Source organism: Cytobacillus sp. NJ13 (assembly GCA_030348385.1).
Classification (GTDB): domain Bacteria; phylum Bacillota; class Bacilli; order Bacillales; family Cytobacillaceae; genus Cytobacillus.
In genome coordinates this window covers 1,302,745-1,321,084 of sequence record JAUCFP010000006.1, presented here as the reverse complement: position 1 = coordinate 1,321,084, position 18,340 = coordinate 1,302,745, and the positions used below count along the sequence as shown (strand labels likewise).

The following is an 18,340-nucleotide window of genomic DNA, read 5'->3' as shown; positions in this document are numbered from 1 at the left end:
ATGGGTGCTGCAGTAGATATCAAGCTTAAAATAAAGCGAAAAGATTCCTCCGATTCTCCCTTTTACTGGGAGGAATTTAACATACCTTTCCGGAAGAATATGAATGTAATATCTGCCTTAATGGAGATACAGAAAAATCCGGTTAACGCGAAGGGAGAAAAAGTAAGATCAGTAGCTTGGGAGTATAACTGTCTGGAGGAAGTCTGCGGAGCATGCAGCATGAGAATAAATGGAAAAGTCCGCCAGGCGTGCTCTACCTTAGTGGATCGGCTGGAACAGCCAATCCATTTAGAGCCAATGGAAACATTTCCTGTAGAAAAGGATCTGGTTGTAAACAGAGACCGCATGTTTAGTGCTCTCAAGAAAATAAAAGGGTGGATCCCTCTTGATGGAACCTATGCATTGGGTGCTGGTCCTCTAATTTCCTCAGATGTGCAGCAAGAAGCTTATAAGTATTCAACCTGTATGACCTGCGGATGCTGCCTGGATGCATGCCCAAATGTTAATAGCGGCTCACCATTTATTGGCCCGCAGGCATTGGGGCAGACTAAATATTTTAATATGCACCCTACTGGAGCACAGCAGAAGAATGATAGATTATCAGTAATGATTGGGGAGGAAGGGTTAGCTAACTGCGGAAACTCCCAGAACTGTGTTCAGGTTTGCCCTAAGGAAATCCCATTAACAACTGCCATTGCTGAACTAAATAAAGATGTAAATAGATTTGCATTATGGAGCTGGTTAAAGAGATGAGGGCAATTCAATATAATCAATATGACGTAATGGTAATTGGCGGGGGGCAGGCTGCTTTGGCTGCTGCCATTTCTGCTAAAGAAGAGGGTGCATCTGTGGTTCTGGTTACAAAAGGAAAAGCAGGGCTTGGGGGTTCATCTGTTATTTCAGATAGTGTGCATTCGGCCATTTTTTCTCCTGGAGATTCTCCTGATATGTTCTTAAAGGATCTATTAGAAGGAGGCAGGCATTTATCAGATAAAAGGTTAGCAAGAATTTTAGCCGAAGAATGTACTGTCAGAGTCAATGAATTAGAAAGCAAATTTGGAATTCATTTAGAAAGGGAAAAGGTGGTTATTACTCCTGGCCATTCCCACCCAAGAAGAGTTTATGCCGGAACCGGACTTGGAAAAAATATTACAAAGCCAATGCGTGATTATGCAATAGAAATAGGTATTGATTTTCATGAACACTCTGCAGTTGTTGATTTAATAAAAGATAATAATGAAGTAAAAGGTGCACTGTTCCAAAAAGACAAGGAGTTTCATATTATTTATTCACCAGCTGTCATATTGGCAACCGGGGGTTTTGGAGGACTCTATCAATCTTCGGATAACCCAAGGGATGTATCGGGTGAAGGAATCGGCATGGCATGGAGACATGGCGCTATTCTTGTTGATATGGAGTTTGTGCAATTTTATCCATACCGTTTGCAGCATCCGGCAAATATTGATATCATGACAAAAATTTTTGCGAAAGGGGCTTTTCTTGTAAACGATAGAGGGGAACGGTTTATGGAAAAGTATCCTAAAAAAGAGCTTGAAACAAGAGACAAACTCAGTTATGCGATGTTTAAGGAAAATAAAGTACTGCTGGATTTTTCTGCAGTGGCAGGAAATATTCTTCAGCTTGACAGTCCATACCTGTATCGTCTGTTTCAAAAAGGACATGTAGGAGAATGGGTTATGAGTCCTGTACAGCATTATTGTATGGGTGGAATCCAGACAGATGAATGGGGGAGAACGAACGTTCCGGGTCTATATGCTTGCGGAGAAGTGACAGGCGGACTGCATGGGGCGAATCGTTTAGGCGGAGGATCTTTAACTGAATCACTGGTTTTTGGACACCGTGCGGGAAAGATGGCTGTACAGGAAAAATCGATGGATAGAATATCTAGCATTATGGTCTCAGGAACAGAAGAATTAATAGATAATTCTCCAATAATGGATGAAGCTGAAACGATCAAGAAAGTAAAAGCAGTTATGTGGCAGAAGGTGGGGATTGAAAGAACCTCCCGTTCTTTGAAGGAAGCTGCAGATGAATTATATTTAATCGCATTAAATTTGGAGAATGAAAAAAGTATTCAGGCTCTCCAGATTCGTGATAAAGTACGATCCGCATGGGCATCAGCAATCTCTGCGGCTGCAAGGAAAGAAAGCCGCGGAGCACATAAAATTCAGGATATTAAAGAAGAAAGGAAGGAGTGGCAGGGCAAAAACAGAATACACAAAAATAGCCTTCAATTTACTCCGTTATCTTCCAAAGTTGAGATGCCTTAAAGATGAAAAAGGAGAAGATCGTATGAGAACAATTACTTATGAGGAAATTGTTGAACGAGTTTCGAAAATGTGCCAGGAAGCAAATTTCGATTTAGGGCAAGACGTAGTGGAAGCCTTTCAATCAGCATTAAAAAACGAATCTTCTGAAACCGGCAAAGACATACTGGAACAGCTAATCTTAAATGCTGATATTGCAAAAAGCGAACGGGTTCCAATGTGCCAGGACACTGGAGTATCAGTATTTATCGTTGAGGTTGGACAGGACTGCCATATTGCTGGGGGAAGCATTTATAATGCTATAAATGAAGGCGTTAAAAAAGGTTATGAAGAAGGGTATTTAAGACATTCAATCGTGGATCATCCTATTACCCGGGAAAAAAGCAAGGGCTATAACACCCCTTCCATAATCCACATTGAACTTGTACCTGGGGATGAAATCGTCATCCATATGTCTGCAAAAGGGGGCGGCAGTGAAAACATGAGCAGTCTAAAAATGCTCAAGCCATCAGATGGTCTTGAAGGCATTAAGAAGTATATCCTTGATACGGTTGCAAAGGCAGGGCCAAATGCCTGTCCTCCTCTAGTAGTGGGAGTTGGAATTGGCGGTAATTTTGAAAGATGTGCCTATTTGGCGAAGAAATCACTGTTCAGACCAATTGGCCACCGAAGTGAACGCCCAGAGCTTGCCCAATTAGAAAACGAATTAATGGAAGAAATCAATAAACTGGGTATTGGGCCACAGGGCATGGGAGGAAATACAACGGCACTTGATGTGAAAATTGAGATAGAGCCTTGCCACATTGCTGCATTGCCTGTAGCTGTTAATCTAAACTGCCATGCAAGCAGGCATAAAGAAGTCAGATTGTAGGAGGAATTCATTTGTGTGCTAATAAAGTTAGCAGCCCAATAGATGAACATGTATTGATCAGTTTAAAAGCTGGTGACCGTGTTTTGATCAACGGAACGATATATACGGCGAGAGATGCAGCTCATAAAAGAATGTCAGAGGCCCTTCAAAAAGGGGAAGACCTACCCTTCAATATTAAAGGCCAAACCATTTATTATGTTGGACCAACCCCAGCGAAGCCAGGACAGATTATTGGATCAGCCGGGCCGACTACAAGCGGAAGAATGGATAAATATACACCATCACTGCTGGATCGAGGCTTAAAAGGGATGATCGGAAAAGGCTACCGGAGCCAGGAAGTAATCGATTCAATGAAGAAAAATAAAGCGGTCTATTTTGCAGCAATTGGCGGTTCTGGAGCATTGATCGCCAGATCTATTAAATCAATGGAAGTAATTGCTTATGAGGATTTAGGGCCTGAAGCGATTTATAAACTGACTGTAGAGAACTTCCCGGCAGTCGTAATTATTGATAGCGAAGGAACAGACTGGTATCAAGTGGGAAAAGAGCAATTTAACCAGCAGGCAGATCAGTAAAACGCTGCAGGCAGATTGCTGATAAAACAAAACCTCTGAAGTATTTGTCCGGGGTTTTGTTTTTTTATGTTATTAAAGGCATCTTTTAAAGGAGGGGATTTAAATGAAAATAGAAAGATTGGACCATCTAGTGCTGACGGTACATAGTATTGAAAAGACTTGTGACTTTTATAATAAAGTATTGGGAATGGAGATAATAACATTTGGTGAAGGCAGAAAAGCCTTGAAGTTTGGAATCCAGAAAATAAATCTTCACCCAAAAGGGAATGAATATGAGCCCAAAGCCCTTAATCCAGCAGCTGGATCAGGAGATTTATGCTTCATTACAAAAACGGGTATTAATGAAGTGATAAAACATTTAGAGTGTTGCAATATTGCAATAGAAGAAGGCCCAGTTGAAAGAACGGGAGCTCTAGGAGCAATAACTTCAGTCTATATTAGAGATCCGGATGGAAATCTTATCGAACTATCAAACTCCAATTAGTATATAGCATTCACTAAAAGAAATCCCAAAGCCATCATAGCTTTGGGACTTCTATTATAGCTTTATAGAAACATATTTTACTTCCAAAAATTCATCAAGACCATGGTGTCCGCCTTCTCGGCCCAGCCCGCTTTCCTTTAATCCTCCAAATGGAGCCTGTGCAGTAGAAGGGACCCCATCATTAATTCCGACTATGCCAAATTCCAATTTCTCATATGCTGTAATCGCTGTCTTTAAGCTTTCGGTAAAGGCATAAGCAGCAAGGCCATAACGGGAGCTGTTTGCCTTTTCAATTACTTCCTCTATACTCGTAAATTCAATGATCGGGGCAACTGGTCCGAAGGTTTCCTCCTGCATAATCACCATCTCCTCATGAACCCCGCTTAAGATGGTAGGTTCAAAGAAATAGCCATTGCTATATTCATTAATCCTGTTGCCGCCATGCTCGATGACTGCACCTTTTTCAACTGCATCATCGATATGCTTCTTTACTTTCGTATAGGCTGCTTCATTGATTAGAGGTCCAATCTCTGCACCAGGTTCATAACCTAAACCAACTTTAATTTTAGCCACTTCCTCTTTAAGCTTAGCTGTAAACTTCGGAAGAATTGATTTTTCAACATAAATTCGATTTGCACATACACATGTTTGACCGCAGTTTCTGAATTTTGATCCGATTACCCCACTGACAGCTTTATCCAAATCTGCATCCCCAAAAACGATAACAGGTGCATGGCCGCCAAGTTCAAGCGAAACCTTCTTAACAGTGTCTGCAGCCCCGCGCATCAGAAGCTTGCCTACTTCTGTTGATCCGGTAAATGTGATCTTGGCAACACGCTCATCCTGAAGCCAAGTTTGCCCGATTTGTTGTGCATCCCCAGTGATAACATTGAGAACGCCTTTTGGAATGCCCGCTTTTTCTGCAAGTTCAGCCAATTTTATCGCAGTCAGTGGAGTCAATTCAGCTGGTTTGATTACGGCTGTACAGCCAGCAGCCAGGGCAGGGGCAACCTTCCTTGTAATCATTGCTGCAGGGAAGTTCCAAGGTGTGATTGCGGCTACAACGCCAACTGGCTGTTTTATTAATAAAATTCTTTTATCCTGGAAAGAGGCCGGTACAGTCTCACCGTATATGCGTTTCGCTTCTTCTGCGTACCAGGATAGAAAGCTGGCTGCATAATTGACTTCAGCCAATGCCTCTGATAAAGGTTTGCCTTGTTCTTCAACTAAAATTCTTGCCACTTCTTCTTTGTTTTCCAAAAGGAGATCATGCCATTTCTTAAGCAGGGCGCTTCTTTCATAAGAAGTTGTTTGTGACCAGCTCTTAAAAGCTTCATGCGCAGCATCAACAGCGAGCCTCGCTTCTTTTTTGCCCGCTTTTGGAACAGGGCTGACAACTTCCCCTGTAGCAGGATTAATAACATCTATGCTTTCTCCAGATTCGGCCTGAATCCATTCCCCATTAATATACAATTTGTTAAGATCGGCAACTTTAGTGCTCAAAATACTCCATCCTTTCTATATGGTTTAATTAGTCGACGATAATGGAAGCACGAGTAACCTCACGGGCAGCAGACTTATCTAATGCTTCCTGTATCTGATCAAGCCTAAACTCTGCATCCAGCATTTGATCAAATGGATATTTTTCAATGGAAGCAGATAAAAATTCGAGCGATTTTCTCAAGTACCAAGGGTTATACCTAACAATCGGCAGAATTTTAATCGATTTTCTTGTTAATAAGCCCGGATCAAATTCAACAAACTTGCCAATTGAAACGTTTCCTATTGTGACATATTTTCCTCCTGGACGAATTAAATGGATTCCTTCAGCGAATGCTGCCGGTACACCGGCCAACTCCATACCCACGTCTGCACCTTTGCCATTTGTGAGCTGGAGAATAGCACTCTCCCTCGACTCAAGAGCAGAATACTCATTCATGTCAATCACATGATCCGCCCCAAACTTTTTTGCTTGTTCAAGCCTGCTTTTAATACTATCAATGACAATAACCTTTGCACCTTTTTCTTTTGCAATGGCAGAGGCATATAATCCTAAACCGCCAGCTCCCTGGATCACAATTGTCTGGTTATAGCGCAGCTCTGCTTCTTCAATTCCGAAATAAACTTGCGAAAGCGCACAGTTTGCACTCGCCGCTGCCACATCAGGGACATTATCAGGCACTTTATAAAAGTATTGGTTCTCATGAATATAATAGTGAGTTGCAAATGAACCATGAAAATGAGGTTCAACTTCCGGCTGTTTTGTCCAGAATTCATAGGCATTTTCACAAAGATGGAATTTTCCTTCCTGGCAGGGACTGCATTTTCTGCAAGTCAGGAAATAAGTCGAAACAATGCGATCTCCTGCCTTTACTGGTTCCCCGGCATAATCCTTTGTAACTCCTTCTCCAAGCTCATGAATGGTGCCAATCATTTCATGTCCCAGAACTCCCCGCTTAATGCTAGGGTGATGGCCTCTCCAAATGTGCAATTCTGATCCGCACACATTGGTCCTGTTTACCTTTACAACCAGTGAACCCGGCTGAGGGGAGGGAATCGTATACTCCTGGTAATTTAGGTTCAGCGGTTCAGTCATTACGGCCACTTTGCCTGTTTTTACGGCTGTTTTTTCTGTCATTTTAAACACTCTCCTATTTTTTTTAATATCTATGCTGAGATATCATTGCTACCGAATACTCTTTCAATTTCTTTCTCAGTTGGCTTTGCTGTTACTAAGGTAACTGCATACATCGTTGCCATACCTATTAATACTGAAATTCCAGCGGCTCCAAATGGGTTTGTAAAACCAAAGCCTATAGGCAGATAAATGATCCAGTATGCGATGGAACCAATCAGCATGGATGTAACGGCAGCTGTTTTTGTAGCTCTTTTCCATAGAGTTCCCACGCATAGAGGGCCGGCTGTAGCCGAGACGATTCCGCCAATGCCGATCCAGAGGAAGACTGCCAGTGACTGTGGAGGATTCCATGCCATCAAAATAGATACACCCAGTACAACAAAAGTACCGTAGCGGCTAATCATCATCTCAACCTTCTCCGCTTTAACTGGATCAATTCCTTTTCGTGGAACAATTGTTTTTCGGTAAATATCATTTGCTAATATCTGGGTGAGAGATACAATCAGGCCATCAGATGTTGACATAATGGCAGATAATACAGCAACTGCGAATAATCCTGCTATAATTGGAGGGAACAGCTCATTAAATAAAACTGGAATTACTTGGTCCGCAGCAATATTTGTGCTTGGATCAATAATGGCTATTCCTAATAATCCGCCAAGTGCCATTGCTGGCATAGTTGTGGCAACAACTGTACAAAACATTAGAAGCTTCTTTAATTCTTTCCCAGATTTTATTGCCATAAATTTATTTCCGATATGCGGAAGAATACTGAAAGGTATGTGTGCTATAAATAGCAGGAGTACTAGCCAGGCACTGCCATAAGTGATATCGCCAGGTTTAAATAATTCATCTACAAAGCCTTCAGGACGCCTTTCCTTTATAAGATCCATCATGCCTGCGAAACCGCCTTCAACTCCTGCTCCTGTAAGGAAAGTGAAGATGACGACAACAGCTATGATGAGCATTAATAACCCTTGAACAGCATCAGTCATGATATCTGAATGAGAACCTCCCATAAATACATAGGCGGCAAGGACTATGCCAGTTAAAAATAACCCCATGTTATAATCAAGTCCCATCATCGTTTGGAACATGGTTGCAGCAGCAACGAATTGAGACACAACATAGAATATAAGCAGGATTGAAACAAGAGCAAGGGCAATTCTTAAGAAGTCACTATTAAATCTTTCTCCCATAAATTCAGGAATTGTTCTTGTCCCAAATTTATCTCCAAATTTTTTTACATATGAGGCAATGAGGATCATTCCAAATACAGTAGCAATTGGGTATAAAATAGGATACCAGAGACTTGGAGCTCCCATGCTGTAGGCCAGTCCGGGTATTCCCATGAAGGTAGAGCCGCTGGCGATGGTAGCAGTAATGGCTAAACCAAGTGTTAGATATCCATATGAGGATCGGGCAGTAGCAAAGTCATCGGAATTTTTTGTTTTCTTCATGCCCAGCCAGCCCAAATAAATCATTGCAATTATAAAAAGGCTCATAAATATCCAAGAATACATAATTGTTGCGTTATTGACCATTTCATACACCCCCAAAGTCTAATTAGTCATCATTTATTACGTCTGTTTTAAATAAGATGAATCCCATAATAATCCAGGAAGCCAATACTAAACCAAGGTACCAAACCAGAATCATAGACTGTCACCTCCCTTCAAAACGCCTAAGCAGCACTTCTTTAATATGTGAATAGTTTGAAAGTAGATCAAGGTTCCTGGAAGAGTGCTCTAATAAATAATATTTTTTCCGTTCAGACTTTCCGGCCGAATCAATTAAAATGGTATAAGGCATATAGATAACTTCTTCCTTAGCCAAATCGATGACAGGCGGAGACCAAATCCTTTTATAATGAATATAGTAATTTCGTATAAATTCCCTGCTAGATGCCTGCTGGTCAGATTGTAAATGGGAAGGGGAAATTATGGCAGCTTCATCTGCCTCAATTTCAACATAATCAGGAAAATGATCAGAAAGCCCTGTGCCGCCACGAACTAGATCTGCTCCAGTGATCGACCGGCTTTTTCGATCTTTTCGTAAAAAACTCTTATATCCAATATTCCAAACTGAGAAAAGAGCTGGAAAAAAATAGGTGCCTTCTATCTCAAGCTTTTTTCCCTTTAATAGTGAAGAGTTTTGTATTTCTTTCATATTTAATACTTTAAAGCTATTAATCATTTTCATCATATCCCTCCGAAAGCGCTGTCATTTTTAATTATGCAAGAGCCGTGCCAAAATATATCGCTGACTTTATTTTTCCTCTTTGATATAATAAGAGTATTAACATTTTACAGAAAATAAAATTTATTTATATAACTCTGAATACTTTTTAAATGGTTTAATGTTGCGGTTTTGCAACGGATATTGCTGTTTTGCAACGGTAAGGAGGTATAAGTAGTGCTGTTTGAAACTGAGCAGATTAAACATCATAATCATTATGAAGATTGTCTTGAGCTTGAAGCAGCGATCCATGCATGTCAGGAAGGAATCTATATTTGCGATGCGGACCTGAAATGTGTCAGGTTAAATTCTGCCTATACAAGAATTACAGGTTTGACTGAAGAAGAGTTGATTGGCAGGACAAGCATAGAACTTGAAGAAAACGGGACAATATCCAAAGCGGTTGCAGTTATTGTTAAGAGAGAAAAAAAGGTAGTTTCTTTGATACAGAAGTTCCGGAGCGGCAAAAACGTACTGGTTACAGGGACACCTGTTTATAAAGAAGGCAAACTTTTTAGAATAGTCATTACTGCAAGAGATTTATCTGAATTAACTCTCTTGGAAAATCAATTAAATGATGCTGAGGAGAGGTCTGAAAGATATTTACGGGAGCTTAGTTTATATAAAGAGCATGTGAAAAGTGAAAAAATAATTGCAAATAGCCCGCAGATGAAACTAATCCTTAATTTAATTCCTAAAGTATCCAAAGCGGATTCCCCAGTTTTATTATTGGGGGAATCTGGTACAGGCAAAGAGGTATTAGCAAGACTTATACACGAGACAAGAAATGGCGGAGACAGCCCATTTATTAAAGTAAACTGCGGGGCCATTCCGGGTGATTTATTGGAATCTGAACTTTTTGGCTATGTGAAAGGGGCTTTTACAGGAGCAAGTGAAAAAGGGAAGCCCGGGCTTATCGAGATTGCAGAAAACGGAAGTTTATTTTTAGATGAAGTAGGGGAGCTTCCCTTAAAGCTGCAGGTTAAATTGTTGAGGGTCCTGCAGGATTTCGAAGTAACACGGCTCGGCAGTACAAAATCCAAGAAGGTGAGTTTCCGTCTTATATGCGCCACTAACAGGCCATTAAAAGAAATGATGGAAAAGGGAGAGTTCAGGGAGGATTTATTTTACCGGATTAATGTTCTTCCAATTACAATTCCTCCATTACGAGAAAGAAAAGAAGATATTATCCCATTTATATTAAAAACAACTGATAAACTATCCTCCAGATATGGAACACTAAAAACAATTTCTACTGATGTATTCAAAATACTTGAAAGTTATCGTTGGCCAGGTAATATCCGTGAACTGGAAAATGTGATCGAACGAATTTTTATCATGACAGATGAAACCTCGATTACAGTTAAGGATCTCCCGTCCAACATAGCTGCAGATAAAGTTAGTAAAGATGCTAATTCATTAAAAGAAAAGATGCAAATAATTGAGAGGGATATAATTGAAGACATGGTGAAGCAAAGTTCAAGTTTAAGAGATGCAGCCAAAAAACTAGGGGTTGACGCATCTACATTGACAAGAAAATGCCAGAAGTATGGGATATTCATACAATAAAGTTATATATAAATATGAAAAAGAATGATCGAATAAACTATTATTCGGTCTTTTTTTTAGAGATGATTCAATGGGCAGGAAAGTTGATTAAGTGTATATATTAAAAAATGTAATATTTGCAATTTTCATAATATATGATAATATTAAGAAAAAATATTGTCGACAATATACTCATTACTTACTCTTTATCTGTTACTACACATATTTAATAATCAAAAATTCTTGTAAAAAAATTTTAAATTGTAAAAGAATCGATACAAACCCCACATAAAAAATCAGTGTCATTTTTTCAATTCTGGTATTGTCGTCAGTATTCGTTTAGGAAATATAGGAGGGAAAATTAAATGGCAGTTAAAAACAAAATTATTGATGCAGATGTTCACCCTTGGATCAATGGTGATATTGAAGGGTTAAAACCTTACTTAAGCAAATCAATGTGGAGCCATTTTGACGGCCGAATGAGATTGCCTGATCATCCGCTTCGTCCCCCGCTGGCTGAATCGACCTCTATTCGATTAGATACAAAACCTCCAAGCGGCGGGGCAGGAGGATCAGATCCTCATTATGTTTGCGAGGACTTATTGGATCGCTGTAATATTGAGCATGCAATATTGTCTTCAGTGCAGGCAGGAAAACTGGTTACATATCCAAACCCTAATGAAGCACATGCCTTAGCAAGTGCCTTTAATGATTATTTTCTTAATGAATGGCTGACAGTCGATTCGAGATATAAATTAGCCATTTGTGTCGCAGTACATCAGCCTTTAAAGGCAGCAGAGGAAATCAGGAGGGCGGGCAAAGAAAAGGGAGTAGTTGCTGTATTCATGCCCCTCTTTAATATTTTGATGGGGAATAGCTACTATTTTCCTATCTATGAGGCTGCTGAAGAACTTGGATTGCCTATCCTAATTCATCCAACCGGAACAGAAGGTGGTTTCTCTACAAGCGTGGCCATGGCAGGAGGTGTACCATCCAGTTATATTGAAAGGCATACTGATTTCCCCCAGGTTGCATATGGAAATATTGTAAGCATGGTGTTTGAAGGTGTGTTTGTCCGCTTTCCAAAATTAAAGGTTCTAGCTGCAGAGTTCGGCTATAGCTGGGTTCCATCACTAATGTGGAGAATGGATCAAAACTGGCGCAATTTCCGCAGAGAGGTTCCATGGCTTGACAAAGAACCCAGCAAATATTTGCTCGAACATGTCCGCTTTACTTCTCAGCCTGTGGAAGAGCCAGAGAAGGGTAAGTATCTATCGCAGATATTTGAAATGATGCATGCCGAAGAAACTTTAATTTTTAGTACAGATTATCCTCATTGGGACAATGATTTTCCAGATAACACCTTTACAAATCTGCCGGAGACTTTAAGTCAGCGAATTTTCTATGATAATGCAGCTGAATTATTTAACCTAAAATAAAGAGGAGGCTAAAACGGGAATGGCCTATTGTGCAGGAGAATTAAGCCAAATTTCTGAGAAGGAAGCTTTTATTACTGATTTAAATGGTATTTCAGTAGGGATTTTTTTAATAAACGGAAAAGTGTATGCGGTTAGAAACGCATGTCCCCATAAATTGGCTCCCATTTGTAAAGGAACAGTTTGCGGAACAATGATTCCCAGCAGGCCATCTGAATTTGTGTTTGGACTTGAAGGGAAGGTTTTAAAGTGCCCATGGCATGGCTGGGAGTTTAGTCTTGAAACAGGATATGCACTTTTTGGCATAAGTAATAGAAAAGTAAAGACTTACCCTGCTGAAGTTAAAGATGGTATGATTTATATAGAAATGGGGTAGTTTTAACTTCCCAGAATCATATTGTCATAAGTGAGGAAAAATATACAATGGGCTTTGAAAATACAACATTATCACAGCGAATTTCTGAAGAGATTGCTATTAAAATTTCAGAAGGTGTCCTAAAACCTGGTGACAGGTTATTGGAATTAGAACTGACCAAAGAATTCGGCACCAGCAGAGCTCCAATCCGTGAAGCATTATTTATTTTAGAGAAGGACGGAATAGTTGAACGGGTACCCAGAAAAGGGGTTTTTGTAAAAAAAAGAACAAAAAAAGAGTTATTTGACCTTTATGAGGTTGTTTACAGGTTATTAGAAATAGCACTAACTAAACTAAATGATTCACGAACTGACGAACAGCTTAAAAAAATTGAAAATTTAATCAATAAAATGGGAGAGACACTTGATGGAAATAAGGTTAAGAAATGTTTTGACCTGCTCGAAGAGCTTCAAAAGGATTTCTTTTTCTTCTCAGGAAACACAGTTTTGGAAGACCTATATATGAGAATTAATAGTCAGTTAATTCCTTTTCGATATATTTCTCTTTCCTATCCTGCCAGTATGGACCACTCAATCGGTGAATATAAAGAAATACTGATTGGCTTAAAAGAGAAGGACACTCAAAAAATACTTGCAAGCTTAAAACGGAAGGAAAAGCGGGCTCTGGCGATTTTAGAGAAATTTGTAGATAGCCAGTAAACAAATATAAATCACACATTTAGTAAAGGTTTCGAGCTCAGGGCCTGGCTAAGGCACTTCCATTATAAAAGGGGAGTGGCAATGTTATGAAAGTTGGATTGATTGGTTTAGGAAATTTGGGCGGCAGAATTGCCCGAAATTTAATACATAAGGGATATAAACTATCTGTTTATGATTTAGATCATATGGCATTACAATCTTTCGCAAACATTGGAGCAATCGTATATGAATCACCTATTGCACTGGCAAAGGCCAATGACTATGTTCTTACTGTTCTGCCAAATGCTCAAATAGTAAAAAGTGTTGTCCTGGGCTCTAATGGTCTATTATCGGGTTTTTCTAAGGACAGCACTTTAATCGATATGACCAGTTCCATACCTGAAGTCACTATAGAAATAGGCAATGAGCTTTTAAAGCATGGGGTAAATATGCTTGATGCACCCGTCAGCGGGGGAGTAAAGAAAGCTGAAGATGGAACCCTGGCCATTATGGCAGGGGGAGATGAGGCTGTATTTCAGAATGCCTCCCCATTATTAAGTGATATTGGCTCTAATGTGACACATGTTGGAGATTTGGGTTCTGGCCATACAATTAAAGCATTAAACAATATGCTTTGTGCTACTACACTTGCTGCGACTGCAGAGATCCTTACAATTGGCATCAAAATGGGTTTGAAACCTGAAAAAATGCTTGAGGTTATTAATACAAGCAGCGGAAGAAGCCACTCAAGTGAAATCAAATTCCCACAGCAAGTATTGTCCCGTAAATTTGATGTTGGCTTTACAATAGATTTGATGTGTAAAGATCTTGCAATAGCAGCTGGCATGGCTGAAAATACAGGAGTTCCTGCTTTTGTTTCTAATACAGTTTTAGAACTTTGGCAATATGCAAAATCTAAGGGTGGAGGTGAAATGGATCACACAGCAATTGCGAGATTTATAGAAGATTTGGCTGGGGTGGAAATGAAAGCTTAATAATGAAAAAGTAAAAGCGCATAATCCCCATATGCGCTTTTACTTTTTCATGCCAATTACAATGAAATTAAGAAATTTGAATAAAATTTCATTGACAAAAAATTTTTTTATATATAAAATAAAATTAAAAATAAAATGTCTGAATTCTCTATATTCTTAATATGTCTTATCTATTTTAACATCAAAACACTTCTAAAGTCCCGAATTTGTCAGGAGGAAAGTTTATGGAAAATAAGGTAAAGAATGATGAGAACACAGGGAAGCGCAAATATAATGTTCCCGCAGTGGATAGTGCATTTAAAATTTTAACACTCTTAAGCCGTAAAAAATATAGTAAAAGTAATTTAACGGAAATCGCGAAAGCGCTTTCACTTACGCCGACAACCTGCTATCGCATCTTGCAGAAATTAGAGGAGCTTTCTATAGTTCGATACGATAAGAGCTCAAAACGATATAGCCTTGGACCGTATTTAGTTGTTTTAGGTGAAAGAGCGAAGGAAAATCTGTTTGATATTTCAGTAATTCTTCCTTATCTGGAAAATCTCTCTGAACAGACAGGCCTTACAACATTTCTTGTTAATAGAATCGGAAAAAAAGATCCACCATAATAGCAAAAGCTGAAGGAGAAGAGTTTGGGATTAATGTTTCAGTTGGCAGACACTTTTCTGTTGTTGATGGGGCTTATGGAAAATGTTTATTAGCTTATATGGAAGAAGAAGAATCAGATGAGTTATTGCGTATGAACGATGGGCTGCGTCCATTAACTGAGCAGGAAATCCTGGAATTAAAAAATGAATTCCCCTCTATTCGCCAAAAAGGGTACGCAACAACATCAGGTGAATATATCGATGGCATTGTAGGTATTTCATCCCCTATTTTTAATAATGATGAAAGTGTAGAAATGGTTATTGCCATAATCGGAATGACTTCTCAATTAAAAGAGCAAGATATTGAAAAAATGGGGGAACGCATAAAAGGTTCTGCAAAAGAAATAAGTTTAAAATTAAGTGGGCACTTATCCGGTTTTTAAATTAATACCTTTATATACTGCTAATTATAACAATGATTTTCTCCTTATTTTTTAATCAGATCTCTTTGTGATCCTGATGAAAAAATAAGGAGTTTTTTATATATTAAGATAACCCTAAATCAAAAAAGAGATTGATAATGGATTTGCCTTCAATCTAATTATTTATATAAAAAAGATATTAAGCCTATTTTTTATATAAATCTAAATTTTCAAAAATTTCATTGACAAAAATTTTTTTCTTATATAAAATTTTATTTAGAATAAATGTAAGCCCTTACTTATAGATTGGAATAGACATCTTTCATTTATTAATCGAATTGAAGGAGTGATTTTGTATGAATTTGGAAGGGAAGGTTGCAGTAGTAACAGGAGCTGGTCAGGGAATTGGCCGGGAAATTTCTTTGCTATATGCAAAACATGGAGCAAATGTTGTGGTTGGAGACTTAAACCTGGAATCTGCTGAACAGGTTGTGCAAGAAGTAGGAGAAATAGGAACTAAAGGCTTGGCTCAGCAAGTTGACGTTTCTCAAAAAGAAAGTGCACAAGGGCTAATCCAAGCTGCAATTGATTATTTTGGTGATATCGACATTTTAGTCAATAATGCAGGGATTACCAGAGATGCCATGCTGCATAAAATGACCGAAGAGCAATTTGAGCAAGTACTTGATGTTCATATGAAAGGTACTTTTCTATGTATGCAGTCAGCAGCAATTCATATGAGGCAAAAACAAAAAGGCAAGATAGTCAACATTTCATCTATTGCAGGTAAAGTTGGTAATATGGGCCAGATAAATTATGCAGGGGCTAAGGCAGGAATTGTGGGAATGACAAAGGCAGCTGCAAAAGAGCTTGCTAAATTTCAGGTTAATGTAAATGCAGTCCAGCCAGGATTTATTGATACAGATATGACTCGTGCAGTTCCAGAAAAAGTCCGGCAGCTAAAAATTGCAGAAATTCCTATGCAAAGGGTTGGGGAGCCTTTAGACATTGCCAAAGCTGTTATTTTCCTAAGCTCGGATTATTCAGATTACATGACTGGTAATGTTTTGGAAGTGACTGGCGGAAGATTTATGTAATCTTAGTTTAGTAGATTTCAAATAAAAAAGCAGGTGAAAATAAATGAGTGCTGTTAAAGATTTAATTGGATTGGAACTTGCTCCTTATACGTACTCAGTAGAAAAAGGGAAAATTAGAGAACTGGTTTTAGCAATAGGTGATCCTAATCCAATTTATTACGATGAAGAAGCAGCAAGAAACGAAGGATATGATGGAATACCAATCCCATTAACTTTCCTGCAGATCATTGATTTGTGGGGAGGATATAGTTTTCAGCAAAAGTGTGAACTGCTAAACTTAAATCCTGTTAATATTTTACATGGTGAACAAGGGTACCAATTTGTCAAGCCTATTTACGCAGGTGATGTACTTACAGTTTCCGGAAAAGTTTCTGATGTCAAAACAAAAATAGGCACTTCTGGAGGAATGAATCTAATTACTTTGGAATTTGAATATAGGAATCAGCACAACGAGCTGGTAGCACTTTCTAGAAATCTGACAATTGAACGTCATTAAAGGGTGTGGAAATGATGTGGAAATATTACGAAGATATCCAAGTGGGAGATAGTTTTCCAAAAGTATCAAAGGATCCGATTTCTCGTGTTCAGTTAGTTAAATACGCAGGAGCTTCTGGAGATTTTAATCCCCTTCATACGGTTGAAGAGGCGGGTGAGAAAGCAGGAACGGGCATTATAGCACATGGAATGTTAATCATGGGAATGGCTGCACAAGGAGTAACCAGCTGGATTCCGCGAAAAAATGTAAATTCCCTTCAAATCCGTTTCAGGGAAATGACATATCCTGGAGAAAGAATCCATGTCACAGGGAGGGTTATAGAGAAAAAGGAAAATAATCGGATTATTAGTGAAGTGGCAGCCACCAATGATGAGGGTGAAGTTAAAGTGTCTGGTACCTTTGAAGCTATAATGCCTTCAAAAAATGGACAATGAAGGAGGATAAGCATGAACTTTAATTATTCGCAGGAAGCTGAAAGCTTTAGAGCGTCATTTAGAAGCTGGTTAGAGGCTAACTTCCCAAAAGAATGGAATCAAGAAGTAACTGGTGAAAAATGGGTTCAAAGACGTAAAGAGTGGGGCAAGATGTTAGGCCAAGGCGGATGGGTTGCACCTGCATGGCCGAAAGAATATGGAGGATTAGGCTTATCGATTGAACAACAGCTAGTTTATATAGAAGAATTAGTTCGTATTAATGCCCCTGAAGTATTAAATTCAAATGGAATTGGCATTTTCGGTATGACTTTAATTCATTATGGAACAGAGGAGCAAAAGAAGCATTATCTTCCACGAATGCTTAATCATGAAGATATTTGGTGCCAGGGTTTTTCAGAGCCAAATGCCGGTTCCGATTTGGCAGGTCTTCAAACAAAGGCAGTGGATAAAGGAAATCATTATGTTTTAAATGGCCAAAAAGTTTGGACATCCTATGGTCCTTATGCAAATAAGTGCTATATCTTAGTGCGGACAGATGAATCAAGATACAAAGGAGTCAGCTTGATGATTCTGGATTTGGATCAGCCGGGTGTAACGGTACAGCCTATAAAAAATATCGCGGGAGAATCTGAACTTGCAGAGATCTTCTTGGAAGATGCAGTAGTTCCTAAAGAGGATGTAGTAGGGGAAATAAACAATGGATGGGAAATGGCAAACTATGCTCTTGCTCATGAACGCGGTATTCACTTCGCTCAGCGTTCCTTAAAAATGCAGCAGGAATTTCAGCAGCTTGTTACTTTATTCCAGGAGCAAATTCAGTCTGGAAAGTCAGCTGCAAATAGCCCATTGATGCAAACTAAATTGGTTCAATCTTATATATCTTGTGAAATATTAAAAAGTGTTTGTTTAAGAAATATTGCACTAATTGCACAGGGGGAAGACACCGGTGCCTTACCTGCTATAGCAAAATTGGTTTGGAGTGAAAGTCATCAGGATTTACTTAATGTAGGTGTGGAAGTGTTAGGAGAAGAAGCCTTAATAAAAGGTGAAAATTCATTTTGGATGGAAAAATTCCTTTTATCCAGGGCCGAAACAATATATGCCGGAACAACTCAAATCCAAAAAAATATTATTGCCAAATCATTAGGGTTGCCTAGTTCGAAAGGAGGAAGGTAAAA

20 protein-coding genes are annotated in these 18,340 nt (G+C 39.0%); 16 read left to right on the top strand and 4 right to left on the bottom strand.

The window, feature by feature from the left end; genetic code table 11:
* From sdhB to QUF73_06425, 5 genes are all read left to right on the top strand, one after another.
* Complete coding sequence (sdhB, locus tag QUF73_06445; protein ID MDM5225849.1) at window positions 1-753, top strand: succinate dehydrogenase iron-sulfur subunit; 753 nt, start codon at window positions 1-3, stop codon at window positions 751-753.
* A complete protein-coding gene (locus QUF73_06440) occupies window positions 750-2,291 on the top strand; it encodes an FAD-binding protein (protein ID MDM5225848.1) in 1,542 nt (513 codons plus the stop codon). Before sdhB ends, QUF73_06440 begins: the two co-directional genes overlap by 4 nt.
* 22 nt (window positions 2,292-2,313) lie before the next feature.
* On the top strand, window positions 2,314-3,159 hold the full coding sequence (locus QUF73_06435) for a fumarate hydratase (GenBank protein ID MDM5225847.1): 846 nt from the start codon (window positions 2,314-2,316) through the stop codon (window positions 3,157-3,159).
* Window positions 3,160-3,170: 11 nt separating this feature from the next.
* A complete protein-coding gene (locus tag QUF73_06430; GenBank protein MDM5225846.1) occupies window positions 3,171-3,734 on the top strand; it encodes a Fe-S-containing hydro-lyase in 564 nt (187 codons plus the stop codon).
* Window positions 3,735-3,837: 103 nt separating this feature from the next.
* Window positions 3,838-4,218, top strand: coding sequence for a VOC family protein (locus QUF73_06425; GenBank protein MDM5225845.1), 381 nt, complete (start codon window positions 3,838-3,840; stop codon window positions 4,216-4,218).
* A 54-nt stretch (window positions 4,219-4,272) separates the two neighbouring features.
* On the opposite strand, the gene QUF73_06420 is transcribed toward QUF73_06425, so the two are convergent.
* The 4 genes from QUF73_06420 to QUF73_06405 form a co-directional block, all read right to left on the bottom strand.
* Window positions 4,273-5,721 carry an NAD-dependent succinate-semialdehyde dehydrogenase gene (locus tag QUF73_06420; GenBank protein ID MDM5225844.1) on the bottom strand — a complete coding sequence of 483 codons (1,449 nt, stop codon included), beginning with the start codon at window positions 5,719-5,721 and terminating at the stop codon, window positions 4,273-4,275.
* Between the two features lie 28 nt (window positions 5,722-5,749).
* Window positions 5,750-6,856, bottom strand: coding sequence for a zinc-binding dehydrogenase (locus QUF73_06415; GenBank protein MDM5225843.1), 1,107 nt, complete (start codon window positions 6,854-6,856; stop codon window positions 5,750-5,752).
* A gap of 29 nt (window positions 6,857-6,885) precedes the next feature.
* Window positions 6,886-8,400: a hypothetical protein gene (locus tag QUF73_06410; protein MDM5225842.1), complete on the bottom strand. Its 1,515-nt coding sequence runs from the start codon at window positions 8,398-8,400 to the stop codon at window positions 6,886-6,888.
* Between the two features lie 121 nt (window positions 8,401-8,521).
* Window positions 8,522-9,058, bottom strand: a complete 537-nt coding sequence (locus QUF73_06405; GenBank protein ID MDM5225841.1) for a hypothetical protein — start codon at window positions 9,056-9,058, stop codon at window positions 8,522-8,524.
* A gap of 213 nt (window positions 9,059-9,271) precedes the next feature.
* On the opposite strand from QUF73_06405, the gene QUF73_06400 reads away from it, so the two are divergent.
* The 11 genes from QUF73_06400 to QUF73_06350 all read left to right on the top strand — a co-directional run bounded on the left by QUF73_06400 (window position 9,272) and on the right by QUF73_06350 (window position 18,338).
* Entirely contained in the window at window positions 9,272-10,663 is a 1,392-nt protein-coding gene (locus tag QUF73_06400; GenBank protein ID MDM5225840.1) for a sigma 54-interacting transcriptional regulator, read from the top strand.
* Between the two features lie 344 nt (window positions 10,664-11,007).
* Window positions 11,008-12,081 (top strand): amidohydrolase family protein, encoded by a 1,074-nt coding sequence (locus tag QUF73_06395; protein ID MDM5225839.1) that lies wholly within the window; start codon window positions 11,008-11,010, stop codon window positions 12,079-12,081.
* Window positions 12,082-12,100: 19 nt separating this feature from the next.
* Window positions 12,101-12,454 (top strand): Rieske (2Fe-2S) protein, encoded by a 354-nt coding sequence (locus tag QUF73_06390; protein MDM5225838.1) that lies wholly within the window; start codon window positions 12,101-12,103, stop codon window positions 12,452-12,454.
* Between the two features lie 47 nt (window positions 12,455-12,501).
* Window positions 12,502-13,152 carry a GntR family transcriptional regulator gene (locus QUF73_06385; GenBank protein MDM5225837.1) on the top strand — a complete coding sequence of 217 codons (651 nt, stop codon included), beginning with the start codon at window positions 12,502-12,504 and terminating at the stop codon, window positions 13,150-13,152.
* 86 nt (window positions 13,153-13,238) lie between these two features.
* Entirely contained in the window at window positions 13,239-14,126 is an 888-nt protein-coding gene (locus tag QUF73_06380; GenBank protein ID MDM5225836.1) for an NAD(P)-dependent oxidoreductase, read from the top strand.
* A gap of 224 nt (window positions 14,127-14,350) precedes the next feature.
* Window positions 14,351-14,734 carry a helix-turn-helix domain-containing protein gene (locus QUF73_06375; protein MDM5225835.1) on the top strand — a complete coding sequence of 128 codons (384 nt, stop codon included), beginning with the start codon at window positions 14,351-14,353 and terminating at the stop codon, window positions 14,732-14,734.
* Between the two features lie 29 nt (window positions 14,735-14,763).
* On the top strand, window positions 14,764-15,156 hold the full coding sequence (locus QUF73_06370; GenBank protein ID MDM5225834.1) for an IclR family transcriptional regulator C-terminal domain-containing protein: 393 nt from the start codon (window positions 14,764-14,766) through the stop codon (window positions 15,154-15,156).
* A gap of 335 nt (window positions 15,157-15,491) precedes the next feature.
* Entirely contained in the window at window positions 15,492-16,232 is a 741-nt protein-coding gene (fabG, locus tag QUF73_06365; protein MDM5225833.1) for a 3-oxoacyl-ACP reductase FabG, read from the top strand.
* A gap of 43 nt (window positions 16,233-16,275) precedes the next feature.
* Window positions 16,276-16,728 (top strand): MaoC family dehydratase N-terminal domain-containing protein, encoded by a 453-nt coding sequence (locus tag QUF73_06360; protein MDM5225832.1) that lies wholly within the window; start codon window positions 16,276-16,278, stop codon window positions 16,726-16,728.
* 11 nt (window positions 16,729-16,739) lie between these two features.
* Window positions 16,740-17,162 (top strand): MaoC/PaaZ C-terminal domain-containing protein, encoded by a 423-nt coding sequence (locus QUF73_06355; GenBank protein ID MDM5225831.1) that lies wholly within the window; start codon window positions 16,740-16,742, stop codon window positions 17,160-17,162.
* A 12-nt stretch (window positions 17,163-17,174) separates the two neighbouring features.
* Window positions 17,175-18,338, top strand: a complete 1,164-nt coding sequence (locus QUF73_06350) for an acyl-CoA dehydrogenase family protein (GenBank protein ID MDM5225830.1) — start codon at window positions 17,175-17,177, stop codon at window positions 18,336-18,338.
* The last annotated feature ends 2 nt before the right edge of the window (window positions 18,339-18,340 follow it).

Coding starts and splice junctions, on each gene's coding strand:
- sdhB (MDM5225849.1), top strand. CDS start 1: ATGGGTGCTGCAGTAGATATCAAGCTTAAAATAAAGCGAAAAGATTCC.
- QUF73_06440 (MDM5225848.1), top strand. CDS start 750: ATGAGGGCAATTCAATATAATCAATATGACGTAATGGTAATTGGCGGG.
- QUF73_06435 (MDM5225847.1), top strand. CDS start 2,314: ATGAGAACAATTACTTATGAGGAAATTGTTGAACGAGTTTCGAAAATG.
- QUF73_06425 (MDM5225845.1), top strand. CDS start 3,838: ATGAAAATAGAAAGATTGGACCATCTAGTGCTGACGGTACATAGTATT.
- QUF73_06415 (MDM5225843.1), bottom strand. CDS start 6,856: ATGACAGAAAAAACAGCCGTAAAAACAGGCAAAGTGGCCGTAATGACT.
- QUF73_06410 (MDM5225842.1), bottom strand. CDS start 8,400: ATGGTCAATAACGCAACAATTATGTATTCTTGGATATTTATGAGCCTT.
- QUF73_06405 (MDM5225841.1), bottom strand. CDS start 9,058: ATGAAAATGATTAATAGCTTTAAAGTATTAAATATGAAAGAAATACAA.
- QUF73_06395 (MDM5225839.1), top strand. CDS start 11,008: ATGGCAGTTAAAAACAAAATTATTGATGCAGATGTTCACCCTTGGATC.
- QUF73_06390 (MDM5225838.1), top strand. CDS start 12,101: ATGGCCTATTGTGCAGGAGAATTAAGCCAAATTTCTGAGAAGGAAGCT.
- QUF73_06385 (MDM5225837.1), top strand. CDS start 12,502: ATGGGCTTTGAAAATACAACATTATCACAGCGAATTTCTGAAGAGATT.
- QUF73_06380 (MDM5225836.1), top strand. CDS start 13,239: ATGAAAGTTGGATTGATTGGTTTAGGAAATTTGGGCGGCAGAATTGCC.
- QUF73_06375 (MDM5225835.1), top strand. CDS start 14,351: ATGGAAAATAAGGTAAAGAATGATGAGAACACAGGGAAGCGCAAATAT.
- fabG (MDM5225833.1), top strand. CDS start 15,492: ATGAATTTGGAAGGGAAGGTTGCAGTAGTAACAGGAGCTGGTCAGGGA.
- QUF73_06360 (MDM5225832.1), top strand. CDS start 16,276: ATGAGTGCTGTTAAAGATTTAATTGGATTGGAACTTGCTCCTTATACG.
- QUF73_06355 (MDM5225831.1), top strand. CDS start 16,740: ATGATGTGGAAATATTACGAAGATATCCAAGTGGGAGATAGTTTTCCA.
- QUF73_06350 (MDM5225830.1), top strand. CDS start 17,175: ATGAACTTTAATTATTCGCAGGAAGCTGAAAGCTTTAGAGCGTCATTT.